This is a genomic window from Desulfotalea psychrophila LSv54, from assembly GCF_000025945.1.
In the GTDB taxonomy this organism is placed as follows: domain Bacteria; phylum Desulfobacterota; class Desulfobulbia; order Desulfobulbales; family Desulfocapsaceae; genus Desulfotalea; species Desulfotalea psychrophila.
In genome coordinates, this window is record NC_006138.1 from 2,747,350 (window position 1) to 2,763,223 (window position 15,874).

Consider the following 15,874-nt stretch of genomic DNA (forward strand, 5'->3'; position numbering starts at 1 on the left):
GAAGCTTACTTTTTTGTGTTATAGACACCTGTTGCAAGGCGTCCTACAAAATAATTATATATTACAAGATTGTTTGGAGATATTATGACTAACGAAGAAATCAAAGATTTGATCCTTGAAATTATCGAAGATATAGATGACGAAGCTGAATTTGAGGGCCTTAACCCGGATGAGCCTCTGCGAGATCAACTTGACCTCGATTCAATGGATTTTCTCGATATTGTTATGGAACTCCGCAAGCGTCATCAACTCCAAATCCCAGAAGAGGACTACCCACAACTTGCCTCACTATCAAGCTGTGTTGTCTACCTTGCTCCTCTGCTCAAAGACGCATAGTTCTCTGCAACTATCAAAAATTTCATACTTTGCTTTCCCGCCTGTACGGGAATGGAGACTCGTGTGAAAGTTCCACTTATTATTATCGGCGGCGGCCTCTCGGGGCTTGCCGCCGGTGTTCGCAGCAGTCGTTTTGTACCCGAAATTCTCATCCTTGAGAAACATAGCCGGCTCGGTGGGCTCAACTCTTATTACTATCGTCACAAAAACCTCTTTGAGACAGGTCTGCATGCCATTACCAATTATGCAGAGCCAAGAGATAAGAAAGCTCCACTCAACCGCCTTCTCCGACAACTAAAAATCAAAAGAGAGCTTCTAGAGATCTGTCCACAGAAGAGGAGTGAAATTCGCTTCCACGGCACAAACTCACTTTTTTTCTCAAATGATTTCGAAATGTTGCAGGAAGAAATTCTGCAAAAATTTCCGCAATCATACCCTCTTTTTGAAAAAATGCTCAAAAGGTTGGCCGAGGTCGACCCCTACCGACCTGCGCCTTTTACCTCTGCCAAAAAATTTCTCGATGAGAGCCTGCAAAACCCCCTGCTCAGCCAGATGTTGCTCTGTCCACTGATGTACTACGGTTCAAGCGTGGAAAACGATATGGATCTTGGTCAATTTGCCATTATGTTTCAGGCAATTTTTCAGGAGGGAATGTTTCGTCCCAAGGGCACCATCAAGGATCTGCTCACCCTGATTGAAGAAAAATTTCGGGTAAACGGCGGAACAATACGCAAAAATGCCGAGGTAGTACGTATCATCTTTGCTGGCAAAGAGGCACGAGGAGTAGAACTTGTAAGTGGTGAGATCATAGAATGCGACCACCTACTCTCCACCATCGGCCACCATGAGACCATGGCCCTCACCGCCAGCCCTCGGAAACTGCCCCGACAGGATGCCCGCAAAGGCCGCCTTGGCTTTATCGAGACCATTTTTCAGATCCCCACCGAGAACAGCAGCCAGCTACCAAAGGACAGGACCATTATTTTCTATAACAATGCCGAGAAGTTTCGCTATCAGCAGGTGGAGACAACGGCAGATTTTGCCAGCGGTGTCATCTGCTTCCCGCAAAATTTTGTGGGGATAGAGGCGGGCAAACATATAGAGGTACGCTCCACCCATTTGGCCAGTTATGATCTCTGGCTACAGCTCTACTCCGAAGGCGGCAAACGAGAAAAGTACCTTGCAGCAAAGAAGCTGGTTGCCAGAAACTCTGCCCGTACCCTTGAGGATTTGATTGGTAAATTTTCTCAAAATACAGTATACCAAGACACCTTCACCCCCATTACCATTGAGCGCTATACCTCAAAAATAGGTGGTGCTATCTATGGCAGTCCAGACAAAATAAAAGATGGGGATCTTGGTTTTGACAATCTCTTTCTGGCTGGCACAGATCAGGGATTCTTAGGGATTGTCGGTTCCATGCTCAGTGGCGTTTCCATTGTTAATCAACATATTTTGCCCAAGCTCTAATCCGGGTAAAATCTTATATACGTTCATACTTTCAGGGTAGAGATACCCTGATAACAACATTATTTATTTACCATGCCCGTACCTCTTACGACTGTTTCTGATAATTACGATATTATTGTTGTTGGCTCCGGCCTTGGTGGGCTGACCTCCGCTAACCGTCTTGCCCGTTGTGGACACAAGGTATTACTACTTGAGTACCACCACCGCCTTGGTGGCCTTGCCACCTGGTTCAAGAGAAAGGGCCATATTTTTGATGTCTCCCTGCACGGCTTTCCCTATGGAATGGTCAAGACCTGCAAAAAATATTGGAACAAGGAGATTATGCACTCCATTGTCCAATTAAAAAATATCGTCTTTGACAACCCGCAATTTTCTCTCAAAACCACCTTTGATAAAGAAAATTTCACCTGTATCCTGGAAAAGCAGTTCAAGATACCACGCACCACCGTCAATAAATTTTTCGAAACCGTTATCGGCATGAACTTTTACGATGATCAGACGATGACCACCCGGGAACTCTTTGAGCAGTTTTTCCCCGGCAGATCCGATGTGCATCGACTCCTGATGGAACCCATCACCTATGCCAACGGTTCAACCCTGGACGATCCTGCCATTACCTATGGCATTGTTTTTTCAAATTTCATGGATAAGGGCGTTTTCACCTTTCAGGGTGGTACCGATAAGCTGATTGCCATGATGACCGAAGAACTGGAGAAAAACGGAGTCACCATCTGCACTCAAGCCAAAGTCGAGCAGATCATCGTTGACAAGGGCCGAGTACAGGGCGTAGAGGTAAATGGCAGAACCATTCAGGCAAAGGCCGTCGTCTCCAATAGCGGTATCACCAACACCATCCATAATCTAACGGACCGGGACTGCTACTCCAGTGAATTTATCGAACGGGCAGATAAGATTCGGGTAAACAACTCAAGCTGTCAGGTCTACTTTGGCATCAAGGATGGCGAGGCCATCCCCGACGTCGGCGACCTGCTCTTCACCTCCAAGGCAGAGGAATTCAGCTCCGATGAGCTCCTGGATTTCAACACAAAGTCAAAGACATTTTCTCTCTACTACCCCAAGACTCGACCGGGCAAGAATCGCTATACCGTTGTTGCCTCGATGAACAGCCGTTATGATGACTGGGCAAAACTTGGCGAGAATGCCTATGCGGTAGCCAAGGAAGATATGATTGCCCGCAGTCTCAAGGATCTTGAAGGATATCTGCCGGGCGTCTCAGAGAAAATAGACTGGATGGAGGCCGCAACCCCATGCACCTTCAACAACTATACCCTGCACACCAAGGGCACATCCTTTGGCACCAAGTTCGAAGGTCTTGATATTTCACGAAGTATATTTAAGGAAGTGCCAGGTCTCTTCCACGTAGGTTCCGTAGGAATCATCATGTCAGGTTGGCTTGGCGCCATAAATTATGGCGTCATTGTTGCCAACGATGTCGATGCCTACGTACGATCATAGAATAAATACGACTCTCTATAGCCGTAAAAATACCACCTACAAATTCTAAATCATGACATATTTCAAAGAACAGATAGCCATTGTTACCGGTGCCACCCGCGGAATCGGCCGAGCCATCAGCATAGCCCTCCTACAAAAAGGCGCCACCGTCCTCGGCATCTATGGTGGTAACACTGCCGCCGCAGAGACTTTCCAGGACCAATGTGCTGATTTTAATGGTCGATTAAAACTGTATAAATGTAATGTCGCCGACAGCTCAGCTGTAACAGAGCTCTTCTGCCAAATAGAGGCAGAGTACGACTCTATTGACATCCTGGTAAACAGTGCCGGTATTCGCCGTGATGCCGTCCTGGCCCTGATGAAGGATGACGACTGGCAGAGTGTTATTGACGTCAATCTGACGGGTACCTTTCTCATGTGCAAACAGGCTGTATTGCTGATGATGAAAAAGAAATATGGTCGGATCATTAATATATCTTCGCCTGCCGCCCATGTCGGTTTTGCCGGACAGGCTAACTACTCAGCATCCAAGGCAGGACAAATTGGTCTGACCAGAAGTCTGGCCAAGGAAGTTGCCAAAAAGAAAATTACAGTAAACTGTGTTTCACCGGGCTTCATTGCCACCGACTTTATTGATGATCTGCCGAAGGAGCAGGTGGCCGAATATAAAAAGCTTGTGCCCATGCGCCGCTTTGGCAAGGCAGAAGAGATCGCCGATGCAGTACTCTTCCTGGCTGGTGACGGGGCAAACTATATCACAGGTTCCGTACTCGACGTAAACGGAGGCCTTTAATATGGATGAGCTTGACAGAATCAAGAGCCTCATTCCCCACCGAGAGCCATTTTTACAGGTAGATCGTATTATTGGCTTTGACCGGCAAGAGCTCTGTATCAACACCGAAAAAACCTTTGCCGCCGACCTCGATATCTTCAAGGGACACTATCCCGACAACCCTATCGTTCCCGGGGTGATCCTCTGCGAGGCAATTTTTCAATCAGGCGCACTCCTTATGGCCCTCTTAGGGCAAGAGAAGCAGGGCGAGCAGGAGAACGCTGTGCCCGTTCTCACCCGAATAGGCGGAGCGCGATTCAAACGCTTTGCCGGACCGGGCGACACGGTCCAGATAGAGGTTCGGGTCCAGGAAACCGTGGGTTCAGCCACCTTTTTTAAGGGCAGATTAAAGGTTGGGGGAAAAACTGCAGTGCAGATAGAATTTAGCTGTGCCATGATAGATAAGTAACAGGCAAGCCAAAAGGGTGGTGCAACATCTCTTCTCCACCCTTTTAAAAAAAGCCATCAGTGCCTGTCCTGCAATGCCCCCTCTCTTTTGTCCATTGAATTTTTTAATCAAGGCCAGTAAACTAGACATCTGTTCAACAACAAAATCAGTGTACTACTTAGCTGTAACTATCCTCTTTTGCCAATAAGGACTTTTCGTGGATCTCTCTATTACTCATATGATTCTTAGCGCAGGACCAATGGTAAAATTTGTCATGCTCGTCCTGCTTGTCTTCTCCGTCAGCTCCTGGACCATTGTTCTGATGAAATGGGCTCTCCTGAGAAACATCCGCCGCGACAGTGAAGATTTTCTCGACTCTTTTTGGGGATCCCCCAACCTCAATGAGGCATATAAAGAGGTAAATCAATTCCCATATAGCTCTGAAGCCGCTGTTTTTTCCGCAGGTTTTACTGAGCTACAAAAAATTACTAAAATACAGAGCAGCAAAGAGGAATCAAACCAGCCTCTGGGCATGCAGATGGCCGCCATGGACAACCTGAAAAGGGCTGTACGTAAGGCCGAGACACAAAAGTTCAATGAATTCAACAAAGCTCTGCCCTTTTTAGCCACAACAGGAAGCGCAAGCCCCTTTATTGGTCTCTTTGGTACTGTCTGGGGAATCATGACCTCCTTTCATCAGATTGGTCAACAGGGTTCCGCCTCCCTGGCCGTTGTTGCCCCCGGTATTTCAGAGGCACTGGTCGTAACAGCAGCAGGACTCTTTGTGGCCATACCTGCCGTTGTCACCTTCAACTACTTCTCTCACAAATTTGACCAAGCGGATGCAGCAGCTCAACATTTTACCACAGACTTTCTGAACCTCATCGAACGGGATCTGCTGGGTAGAAGTAAATAAGCCTTCCGGGTGGCAGAAAATTTAATGTTTTCGATAAATATCGAGGATAAGATTTTTACAAAACTTTGCAGAAAACTTTAATAGGGCTCCCAAATGGATAGCAGTCAGGGCAGAAGACCAAAACGACTTGTTTCAGAAATCAACGTCACCCCCCTTGTCGATGTCATGTTGGTTCTACTTATCATTTTTATGATAACGGCCCCCATGATGACCGCAGGAGTGGATATTGACCTGCCCGAAACCACCTCAAAGGCCCTTCGCCAAAATGAAAAACCTCTGATGGTTACCATTGATAACAAAAGGGTACTCACCCTTGAGGGTAAGGTCGTCTCTGAAAAGCTTCTCCCTTCAGGAACTGAAAAAGCTTCCCGCCTCGCTCAAGAAAGAGTCTCTCTTCCTCAAGGCTGACAAAACGGTCCCCTACGGGTATGTCGTTAACATTATGCCCGAAATCAAAGCAGCTGGTTTCAATAAACTTGGAATGATAACCACCCCAACACAAAAGAACTAGCCTGTGCTTACAAAAAACCACCATACCCCGGAGACATCATTTCCATGGCAGATGCCCTTTGCCATCGTCCTGGCCCTTCATATCGGCCTTGCCCTGGCGGTGACTCTTGCCCCCCAGTTTAGTCATAAAAAGCCACGCTTTGAAAATATCTACACGGTTGACCTGATAGAACTTGCCCCACCGGTAAAGGTCCAGCGAACAAGCAAGCCACAAAAAATACGTGCCAAAAGCGTTTCCGTCGCCAAGGTTATACCGGCAAAACTGACTGTGGCAGACCCTGTTTCCATTGCCCCAAAAAAGAAAAAAATTAAAAAAATTCCACCAAAATTAAAAGAGAACAAAAAGAGTGCAGATAAGGCCATGGCCCGAGAACGACGCCGCTTAGATCAGGCAATAGTTGCCGAGAAACTTGCTCGGCAGGAAGCAGAACAGGCACAAAGAGAGCTGGAGGAAGAGGAAAAGCTCTTTAAAAATAGTAAGGGCACCACCTCTCTCCCCACCACTAGAACAGTAAAGAGCGGCTCACATAACAGGCAAAAGATGACGGGGGTTGAAGCCCAGTGGTTTGCCCGGGTTACAAGTCATCTAATGCAATTTTGGGCCCTGCCGGAGTTGCAGGAATGGGATTCCCGTCTGACCACTACAGTGATAATCACCGTTAACCAGGATGGCAGGATCATTAACAATTATTTCGAACATAAATCAGGCAACCGTATCTTCGATCAGTTTGTAAAAAAGAGCCTTCAGGATGCAGATCCACTACCCAAGATGCCTGCGGCAATGAAGCAATACCGTTTTGAATTCGGTCTCCACTTTAAACCTGGCACAATTCAATAAGATAAACAGAGAATATATTTCGTCTCACCCTATTCTGTGATAAAATGGTTTAAAAATAGGTCAGGACATTTACAACATTCACTTATCACTAATTTTATATAGCCAATCACTCACCCCATGATAACTATGAAGAATATCCTAAAATTACGAGCCACAGGCCTTCTCCTCCTACTCCTTCTAATGATCTCTGTCCTAGGCAATGGCATAGGACAGGCCATGGCAGCTGATCGTGTCTATCTTGACATAACTGCTCCCGAAACCAGAAAAATCAAAGTCGCAGTCCCCTGGTTCACCAACACAGGTGAGGGTGGTATGAAGGCAAGAATTGCCAAAGATATTGCCGACACCGTTGCCAAGGCACTAAAATTTCACGGCATTATATCTATCATTCCTACCAGCGAATATAAGGGCAGGCAAACGGCTGATTGGGCAAAACTGGGGGCAGATTATGCTGTTTTGGGAAGCTACAAAATGTTTCCAAAAAAAATTAAACTGGAAATTCGCCTGCTTGATGTGGCCGAAAATAATATCATCCTCGGAAAATCCTATAAGGGTAGCATGAGCCAACAGAACCCAATGATCTTCAAGTTCTGCGATGCGGCCATCAAATCCCTTACAGGCACTGAAGGTATCGCCTCCAGCCGAATCGCCTTTGTCTCCTACGAAAAAAGGACCAAGGATGTCTTTATGACCGATATCCTCGGACGGCGAATACGCCAGGTAACCCGGCATAACAACCTTGTAGTCTCTCCCCGTTTCACCCGCGATGGCAACTTCTTAAGCTACTCCTCCTACCATTCAGGCAGCCAAAAACTCTATATCACAGATTTACGTCAGGCAAAAATCACCAAATCTCTGTCAAGAAGAAAGGGAATGAACCTTGCCCCAACCTGGGCTCCCGATGGAAAATCCTGCATCCTTACCCTGTCAAAATATGGTGCCCCCGACCTCTTTCGCATCAACCAGCAGGGAAAGATTCTTGAGCAGCTCACCAGCAGGGCCGGGGTCAATGTATCGCCAACCTATTCCGCCGATGGCCGGCATATTGTCTTTGTTTCAGATAGAAGCGGCCGCCCGCAACTCTACCTGATGGAGTTGGAGACAAAACAGACCAAACGTCTCACCTACGACGGACGAGAAAATGCAGAACCTAATTGGTCCCCTGTGGAAAACAAAATAGCCTACTCAAGTCTGCGAGATGGCCTCTATCAAATATTTACCCTGGATCCTTTTAGCGCTGCACCCCCAAAACAGCTGACCTCAGACCTCACCCGTCATGAATCACCGGTTTGGTCACCCGATGGCAATCAAATTTTGTTCACCCAATATGACGGTAGACGCCAACAGATATACGCTATAATGAAAAACGGTTCATACCAAAGAAGGGTCTTTTCTTTCCCAGGCAGCCAATCGTCAGCCCGCTGGGCAAGATAATAATCCAAAAAACAATAAATAGTCTCTATCATTTACACATCGCTGGTGAGTTATGAAAAAAAAGCTTCTTACAATGGCACTTTGTCTTGGTCTCGCTCCTCTCCTCTCCCAATGCGCATCTCAGGAGGAAGTACAGACTCTTCATTATCAACTACGGGTTATGAATCAAAAGATTGAAAATATTAAGACGGAAAGCCAAAGACTAACCCAGAAAAACCAAGCTGCATCCAACTCACAGCTCGAACAACTTGATCAAGAGATCATGATGCTGAAGAACCAGCTTAAGGCAACAAACGAGATTAATAATCGTTTAAAGCAACAAAACAAAGACTTTGAAAAAAACTTCTCCGCCCTTACCCGCCAAGAGGCAAAAAAACGGGAAAAGGCCATAGGGCAACTACGCCAGGATCAAGAGGTAAAAGAAAAACAGCTTGATTTCCTGAAGAAAAAAATTGCCGAGCAGCAGGACAATGTTCACGCCATCCAACAGGCCAGATTACGAGATGCGAAACGCAAAGCGGCAAATGCCAAGAATAAGGCAGACATTCGCAGAGAGCAAAGAAAAAACATTGCCCAGACTGGCAAAAGTGGCTACATAAAGGCGGAAACCAAAAAGGTTATGAAACCGGTCAAGGACAGTAGCTTTGCCTTAAGGGAGCCTAGCAAGAGACAACAAAAGGTCACCTCTCAGCAAAAAACAGTAGCCCCGGATAAGGTCATCGCCCCAACCGGTGCAATTTTAATTGCCAAGGCAAACACTATTTTTAAAGAGAATAGACTGGCAGATGCCTACACAATGTTTGAGGAGATATCCCAGAGTAACTACGATAGCAAGATCACTGCCGAAGCTCTCTATATGATGGGAGAGTGTCGTTTTTATCAAAAAGATTATGAAGACGCCGTTGTTCGTTATCAGGACTTGATCCGCCAATACCCGGACACGCCCCTCAGTGCCTCCAGCCTGTTAAGACAGGGAAATTCCTTTGCCAAATCTTTGGACAAGGAAACGTCGAAAATGATTTATAAAAAAGTCATCGAAAAATATCCTGATTCTTCCCAGGCAATAGCTGCTACAAAAGAACTTAACAAATAGAATAGATTTATGAAAAAGATTCGCCTCGACCAACTTTTGCTCGAACTCAACCTTGCCCCGTCTCTTGAAAAGGCCCGGGCCTATATTGGTGCAGGCCAGGTACTGGTCAATGACGAACCCGCAGATAAGGCAGGAATGACCTATCCCTGTCAGAGCGCTGTTCGTCTTCGCAAAAAATGTCCCTATGTTTCCCGTGGGGGGTTTAAACTTGAGCAGGCCCTCAACTATTTCAGTATTGACCTTGCAGGAAAGGTCTGTGCTGATATTGGTGCATCCTCGGGAGGATTTACCGATTGTCTCCTCCAACACGATGTGGGCAAGGTCTTTGCCGTTGACGTTGCCTACGGCCAACTTGACTGGAAGATTCGCCAAGACGACCGAGTCGTGGTTCTGGAACGATTTAATGCCAGAAACCTCCTGCCCGAGAGTCTGGGAGAAGAGATCAACCTGGCTGTGATGGATACCTCTTTTATCTCCATCACCAAACTCATCCCAGCCCTCCTGCCCCTCTTTGCTAAGGGATGCGTTGATATCATTGCCCTCATTAAACCTCAGTTTGAGCTGCCAAAGGGTCTCATTGGCAATGGGGTGGTAAGAGATCCTGCCCTCCATCAACAGGCCATCGACAAGATAAAAGATTTTGTGGCCGAGCTCGGCCTGCAAACTGCCGGCATTACCCCCTCCCCCATACTGGGGCCCAAGGGGAATAGAGAATTTCTCCTGCGCATTCTTTCATAACCGACTAGCGAGGAGAGGAGACACCGCCAAGGTATCCCTCTCCTCCCTTGCCTCCCACCTGATGAGCTGCCAATGGATATTCAAATGCAAAGAACAAGTCACACCACCCCCGGGCCGGAGCTTGCCAATCGCCTGCAACGATTCCAAAAGAATCTACAAGAGATGCTCCCCCAGACCGAGGGTATGTTGGTCTTTTCCCGACTCAATATTTTTTATTATACAGGTTCCTTTATCAACGGCGTCCTGTGGCTTCCTGTAGAGGGAGAGCCCATTCTCTTTTGTAAGCGTGGTCTGGAAAGGGCTCGGCAGGAATCTCCTCTGAAACAGATCCTGGCCATAAACAGCTATGGGGATATTGCCACCACCCTCAGGGATCTGGGTATCTGCCTCGCCCCTGAAATTGCCGCAGAGAAAAATGCCCTCTCCTGGAATTTGGCCCTCAGCCTGAAAAAACATTTTAGCGGTCACTCCTTTGTTACCGGTGATATGATCCTTATGCTGACCCGCTCAATTAAATCAGGATGGGAGCTTGCTATTCTTAAGGAGACAGGGGCGCGACATAACGATTGCCTGACCAATCTCCTTCCGCCTCTCTTGCAAAGTGGACTGAGTGAGTTTGAGATTGGTCGCATTGCCTCCGATATCTTTTTCTCCCGTGGCCATCAGGGCATCCTTCGCATGGAAAAATTTGGCGAAGAGATCTTCTTTGGCCATATTGCCGCAGGTAACAGTGCCAATTACCCCAGTGTCTACAATGGTCCCGTGGGCCTGACCGGCATACATCCGGCCACCCCCTTTATGGGATCTGCCGATATCCACTGGCAAAAGGGCAGTCCGCTCACCATTGACAATGGCTTCTGCCTGAACGGTTACCAGACAGACAAGACGCAGGTATACTGGTCCGGGGAGAGAAAAAGCATCCCTGAGTCCGTACAGAGGGCCCATGATTTCTGCATCCATATCCAAGAGCTGATCAGAGACAATCTCCGCCCCGGCATCATCCCCCAGGAACTCTGGCAAAAATGCATGACAGAGGTGAAGAAGAGCCCATGGCAGGAAGGCTTCATGGCCCTTGGCAGCAACAAGGTCTCCTTTATTGGCCATGGTATAGGTCTTGCCATCGATGAGTATCCAGTCATTGCCAAGGGCTTCGCCCGGCCCTTTGAAGAGGGCATGCTGATGGCAGTGGAGCCCAAGATAGGGATTGCCGAAGTCGGGATGGTGGGAGTTGAAAACACCTTTATGGTCGGGCCAGCAGGCGGCAGATCCATAACAGGAACAGACAATGACATTATCTGTATAGAGAAGTAGTCCGCCACGGCGCCAATGGTATGCCGGAATTGTGCAGCACTTAACATTTTAGAGAAAATCGACAGGGAAGAGATATGGGCATAGACATTGGACATTTTTTAACAGAGGTAAAAAAGGCCACAAGAGGGCAGGCTCTGCCGGTAGTGGATCTTATTGCCGTACAGACAGAGGATCCCTTTAAGGTACTGGTGGCAACAATTCTCTCGGCCCGCACCAAGGACGAAACCACGGCGGCGTCCTCCAAGAGACTCTTTGCCCGAGCGCAAACCGCAGAGGAACTGACAGAGCTGAGCGAAGAAGAGCTACAAAAGCTTATCTACCCCGTAGGTTTTTATAAGAACAAGGCCGGTTATCTGAAAAAACTCCCTGAAGCCCTGAAGGAATTTAAGGGTGTCGTACCCGAGACAATGACAGAGCTACTGCGCCTGCCCGGAGTCGGGAGAAAGACGGCAAACCTGGTCCTCAGTATCGCCTTTAAAAAGCCCGCCATCTGTGTCGACACCCACGTTCACCGAATCATGAACATCTGGGGCTATGTGGAAACTGCGACCCCCCTGAAAACAGAGATGGCCCTGCGAGAAAAACTGCCCGAGGAGTTCTGGATTCCGGTGAACTCCCTATTGGTCTCCCTCGGCCAATCTATCTGCCGACCAGTCTCACCACGTTGCAGTGAGTGCCCTCTGGAAAAGGAATGTCCACAACTAGGGATAACCCCACGTAAAGCCACCCTTAAGGCGAAAAAAAACACCCCAAGCTATCGCTATATATCCTGGAACGTCAACGGCATCCGGGCGGTTGAGAAGAAGGGTTTTATCGATATTGTCCAAGAACTGAATCCCGATGTCATTGGCCTGCAGGAGACCAAGGCCCAGCCAGAACAGCTCTCGGAGAGCCTAAAAAACATCCCCGGCTATACCTCATACTGGTACAGCGCCCAGCGCAAAGGATATTCAGGGGTGGCCTTCTACAGTAAGCATGAACCCCTGCAGGTAATATACGGTATTGGCGCAGAAGAGTTTGACTGCGAGGGACGAGTTATCACCCTGGAATTTGCCGATCACTATCTGGCCACCATCTACTTCCCCAACAGTGCCGACCAACTGAAGCGACTCGACTATAAGCTACGCTTTAACAGGGCCCTGTTGGCCTTCTTCCAGAAATTAGAGAAGGAGAAGGCGGTTATTCTCTGTGGCGATTTTAATGTTGCCCACAAAGAGATTGATCTGAAAAACCCCAAGAGCAATGTGAAGAATGCTGGCTTTACCCCGGAAGAACGGGCCTGGATGGATGAGTTTTTAGAGGCAGGCTATACAGACACCTTTCGCCTCTTTAACCAGGACCCTGAAAACTATAGCTGGTGGAGTTATCGATTTAGTGCCAGAAGCAAGAATATAGGCTGGCGTATCGACTATTTCTGTGTCTCTGAAAATGGCCAAAAACGAATTGTTAATGCAGAGATCCTCCCCGAGGTCATGGGCTCTGACCACTGCCCCGTCCTCCTCGATTTTAAGCAGTAGGGTCATGCAGGCGGGCAAGCACCTGCTCTTTCAGCTGTGGGGGAAAGCAAGTGTCCCAACAGCTGTACTATGGCCTGTTTATCGAGATAGAGAGCCCCTCTGGGTAACAGAGAGAAGGTGCAGAGATAGCTGTTGGGCCCCTAAAATTGACGAGACATACTTAAAAGCGGCATAAGTGACCTTTACACTCAACAAGGGTTCCTACCGTTTCGTCTCATCTCTTAATAAAAACTCTGCGAAGAGTATCCAAACAGGATGAACTCTTTTTTCGTGCACCCGTAACACCTTTTCGCTTTTTCCAAGCTATTTTAGCAATTTGCATAGGACTAATATCAACTTTCGGTAAAAAACCATCAAGAGCACATAAACCACGATAACACTCCTCAAATAGGATACATGACCAGTGGTGAAATTCTCTTTTTTGCAAAATATTGCAGCTGACATCGTCTTTACAGTATACGAGTTAAGCTGCTTATGATTTAAGGGAGAAAAAAAGATGAATAAACAAAAAGAATCCAGCACCAGGTCACAAAACAATAAAGCACCAGTAAAAAGAAAAACACACAGAAGAAAATCGCGTTCATCACGTCACAAAAGCCCATTTTTTTTATTTTTGACCCTGTTAATAGCTTTTGCAGGCATATCAACCGCTGTTTTTTTTATACGCCCTATAGATCTTTTTAGCCGATATATTGCACTCACTGACACGATAGAAATGGTTTTGACAGAAAAGTATAACATTCTGCAAACAAATGGTTTTTTAGCAAATACAGGAGATGATCTCAATGCAAAAAACTTTTTACATCGTTTACAAGAAAGGGGTTATACCAGGGTCAATCATCACCCAAAAATGGCTGGCACGTTTAACATTGAGGGAAATATTCTTTACCTCTACACCCATGCCAACCAAGGCCTAAGCTCTGGAAAACGCTATAAGTTCACTCTGCAAAAGTCCATACTTACATCTATCTCTTCAGCTGCTGACAGTACCCTTCTTGAATCCCTAGCCTTCCCCCCTTTAAATTTAACATACTTTATAGATTCGGTGTGGGAGATCAGAACCCCAGTCTCATATGATGAAATTCCAGAAGATCTGATCAATGCAGTCATCGCCACAGAAGATCAGAGCTTCTTCTCTCACTATGGTGTGGACGTAAAAGGTATTATAAGAGCCACTCTATCAAATCTGCAAGCTGGCAGAGTTGTTCAAGGTGGGAGCACCATTACCCAGCAACTCGTCAAGGTGCTCAGTAAAAATGATGAACGAAGCCTGTCACGTAAGCTTCGTGAAGCCATTCTTGCCCTTATGGTTGATTATCAATATTCTAAACAAGAAATCCTCACTGCATATTTAAATAATGTCTATCTGGGGCATGCCTCACCATTCGAACTCCGTGGTATTGCAGCAGCTTCTGACTATATTCTTGGTAAGGATCTTAAAAATCTCAACCTCAAAGAATGTGCTATCATAGCGGGATTAATACGTTCACCAAATTCAGCATCCCCATTGCGTAACCACAGCTTTGCCGCCCAACGAACTCAGACTGTCTTAAACCAGATGGCAAATATGGGAGACAGTCTTGCTGCTGAAACCCAAGTGAAAGACAAACTTATTCGTATTAAACATAAAAGCATTCTGCATAAAATGAGTTGGTATTTTGACCAGATTGCTAAAGAAATAAAATTACGAAAACTTGATACCAGCGACCATACCAGACACCTTACAATCCAGACACCGCTTGATCCCTGGATGCAGATCAGTGCCACCAAAGTGCTCAAACAACAACTGAACAAGCTCGACCCCGTTTCAGCAAACAAGCAAAAACCACTGCAGGGGGCAACAGTCATCCTGGATCCATATTCCGGCGGGGTCAAGGCACTGGTTGGCGGCCGCGATTACCTCAAAAACTCGTTTAATAGAGCTGTCGATGCACAAAGGCCGATGGGATCACTGATAAAACCATTCATCTATCTGACAGCTCTTGGGGGTATAGATGCGGCAGGATTCATCACCCAGGCTGATACGGTAAATGATTCACCTATTACTGTTGGACAGGGAAAATCAAAGTGGAAACCGCATAACTACGATAAAAAATATTTAGGGAAAATTACAATCAGAAAGGCGTTGGCAGATTCTAGAAATATCCCCGCAGTCAAGATTGGACAGCGTATTGGCGTAGAAAAATTCCTTCCGGTTTTACGAAAGACAGGGATTACTGAAATACAGCAAGCTTATCCTTCAATTTTTCTCGGTGCTGTAGAAACAAGTCCCCTTAAAATTGCGGGCAGTTACGCAACAATTGCAAATGGTGGAAACTTCACCAAACCACACCTTATAAATAAAATTTTCAAGGACGACACACTCATATATTTTCAGCAACCTGCTCAAGCACTCTTTTCGCCAGCTACCTGTTATATCATGACAGATATGCTGCAAAACGCCCTCAACAATGGCACAGGAAAGAGAAGCAGAAAATATGGTTTCACCCATCTTGGAGCAGGTAAAACCGGAACGACAAATGCTGGACGAGATTCATGGTTTGCAGGTTATACCAATTCTCTGGTTACGGTCACGTGGGTAGGAAAAGATAACAACAGCCCAACCAAATTAACTGGTTCTTCTGGTGCCCTTAAAATCTGGTCTTCCACAATGCAGGATATCCTTGGTCAAGGAAGAGATAAGGATTTTACGACACCTACAGGCATTGAAACAGCCGAGATTAATTCAGCCACCGGGCAAAAAGCTAGCCTCTTTGACACCAACGTGGAATCAATGGCATTCATCCTTGGCACTGCCCCTACCGCAATAGACAATAATGAATATATCCGCCAACAGTTCGTGGCCATTAAAAAGACCCTTCATCTAGAAAACTTAAAGAAAACACACAAAACCCTGCTTAAAGGTGGGAGTGAAAATATTTCTGATTACACATCCTGGATGTCAGAGCAGTATGAAAAAACGAAAAATTGGCTCACCCAATGAAGCTCTTTTACCAGCAGAATATGTGGTTTGGA

General features: G+C 46.6%; 13 protein-coding genes and 1 pseudogene. All 14 read left to right on the top strand.

Going from position 1 to position 15,874, the window contains the following annotated elements; genetic code table 11:
• Positions 1 to 84: 84 nt before the first annotated feature.
• The 14 genes and pseudogenes from DP_RS12200 (at position 85) to DP_RS12265 (ending at position 15,842) form a co-directional block, all read left to right on the top strand.
• Positions 85 to 336: an acyl carrier protein gene (locus DP_RS12200; protein WP_011189645.1), complete on the top strand. Its 252-nt coding sequence runs from the start codon at positions 85 to 87 to the stop codon at positions 334 to 336.
• Positions 337 to 399: 63 nt separating this feature from the next.
• Positions 400 to 1,806, top strand: a complete 1,407-nt coding sequence (locus tag DP_RS12205; protein ID WP_156792293.1) for a phytoene desaturase family protein — start codon at positions 400 to 402, stop codon at positions 1,804 to 1,806.
• Positions 1,807 to 1,878: 72 nt separating this feature from the next.
• Positions 1,879 to 3,282, top strand: coding sequence for a phytoene desaturase family protein (locus tag DP_RS12210; RefSeq protein WP_011189647.1), 1,404 nt, complete (start codon positions 1,879 to 1,881; stop codon positions 3,280 to 3,282).
• Positions 3,283 to 3,334: 52 nt separating this feature from the next.
• Complete coding sequence (locus DP_RS12215; RefSeq protein WP_011189648.1) at positions 3,335 to 4,075, top strand: beta-ketoacyl-ACP reductase; 741 nt, start codon at positions 3,335 to 3,337, stop codon at positions 4,073 to 4,075.
• Between the two features lies 1 nt (position 4,076).
• Positions 4,077 to 4,523, top strand: a complete 447-nt coding sequence (locus DP_RS12220) for a 3-hydroxyacyl-ACP dehydratase FabZ family protein (protein WP_011189649.1) — start codon at positions 4,077 to 4,079, stop codon at positions 4,521 to 4,523.
• Positions 4,524 to 4,719: 196 nt separating this feature from the next.
• Positions 4,720 to 5,418 (top strand): protein TolQ, encoded by a 699-nt coding sequence (gene tolQ / locus DP_RS12225; RefSeq protein ID WP_011189650.1) that lies wholly within the window; start codon positions 4,720 to 4,722, stop codon positions 5,416 to 5,418.
• A 93-nt stretch (positions 5,419 to 5,511) separates the two neighbouring features.
• Positions 5,512 to 5,929, top strand: a pseudogene (gene tolR / locus DP_RS12230) (protein TolR).
• A gap of 3 nt (positions 5,930 to 5,932) precedes the next feature.
• Positions 5,933 to 6,766: an energy transducer TonB gene (locus DP_RS12235; protein ID WP_011189652.1), complete on the top strand. Its 834-nt coding sequence runs from the start codon at positions 5,933 to 5,935 to the stop codon at positions 6,764 to 6,766.
• Between the two features lie 126 nt (positions 6,767 to 6,892).
• The gene (locus DP_RS12240) at positions 6,893 to 8,200 is read left to right on the top strand and encodes a protein TolB (RefSeq protein WP_228130145.1); all 1,308 of its coding nucleotides are present in this window, start codon (positions 6,893 to 6,895) and stop codon (positions 8,198 to 8,200) included.
• 52 nt (positions 8,201 to 8,252) lie between these two features.
• Positions 8,253 to 9,293, top strand: a complete 1,041-nt coding sequence (locus DP_RS12245; protein WP_011189654.1) for a tetratricopeptide repeat protein — start codon at positions 8,253 to 8,255, stop codon at positions 9,291 to 9,293.
• 9 nt (positions 9,294 to 9,302) lie between these two features.
• A complete protein-coding gene (locus tag DP_RS12250; RefSeq protein WP_011189655.1) occupies positions 9,303 to 10,031 on the top strand; it encodes a TlyA family RNA methyltransferase in 729 nt (242 codons plus the stop codon).
• 72 nt (positions 10,032 to 10,103) lie between these two features.
• Complete coding sequence (locus DP_RS12255) at positions 10,104 to 11,342, top strand: M24 family metallopeptidase (RefSeq protein WP_011189656.1); 1,239 nt, start codon at positions 10,104 to 10,106, stop codon at positions 11,340 to 11,342.
• Between the two features lie 74 nt (positions 11,343 to 11,416).
• On the top strand, positions 11,417 to 12,859 hold the full coding sequence (locus tag DP_RS17590; protein WP_011189657.1) for an exodeoxyribonuclease III: 1,443 nt from the start codon (positions 11,417 to 11,419) through the stop codon (positions 12,857 to 12,859).
• A gap of 496 nt (positions 12,860 to 13,355) precedes the next feature.
• Complete coding sequence (locus tag DP_RS12265) at positions 13,356 to 15,842, top strand: transglycosylase domain-containing protein (protein WP_011189658.1); 2,487 nt, start codon at positions 13,356 to 13,358, stop codon at positions 15,840 to 15,842.
• Positions 15,843 to 15,874: the final 32 nt, after the last annotated feature.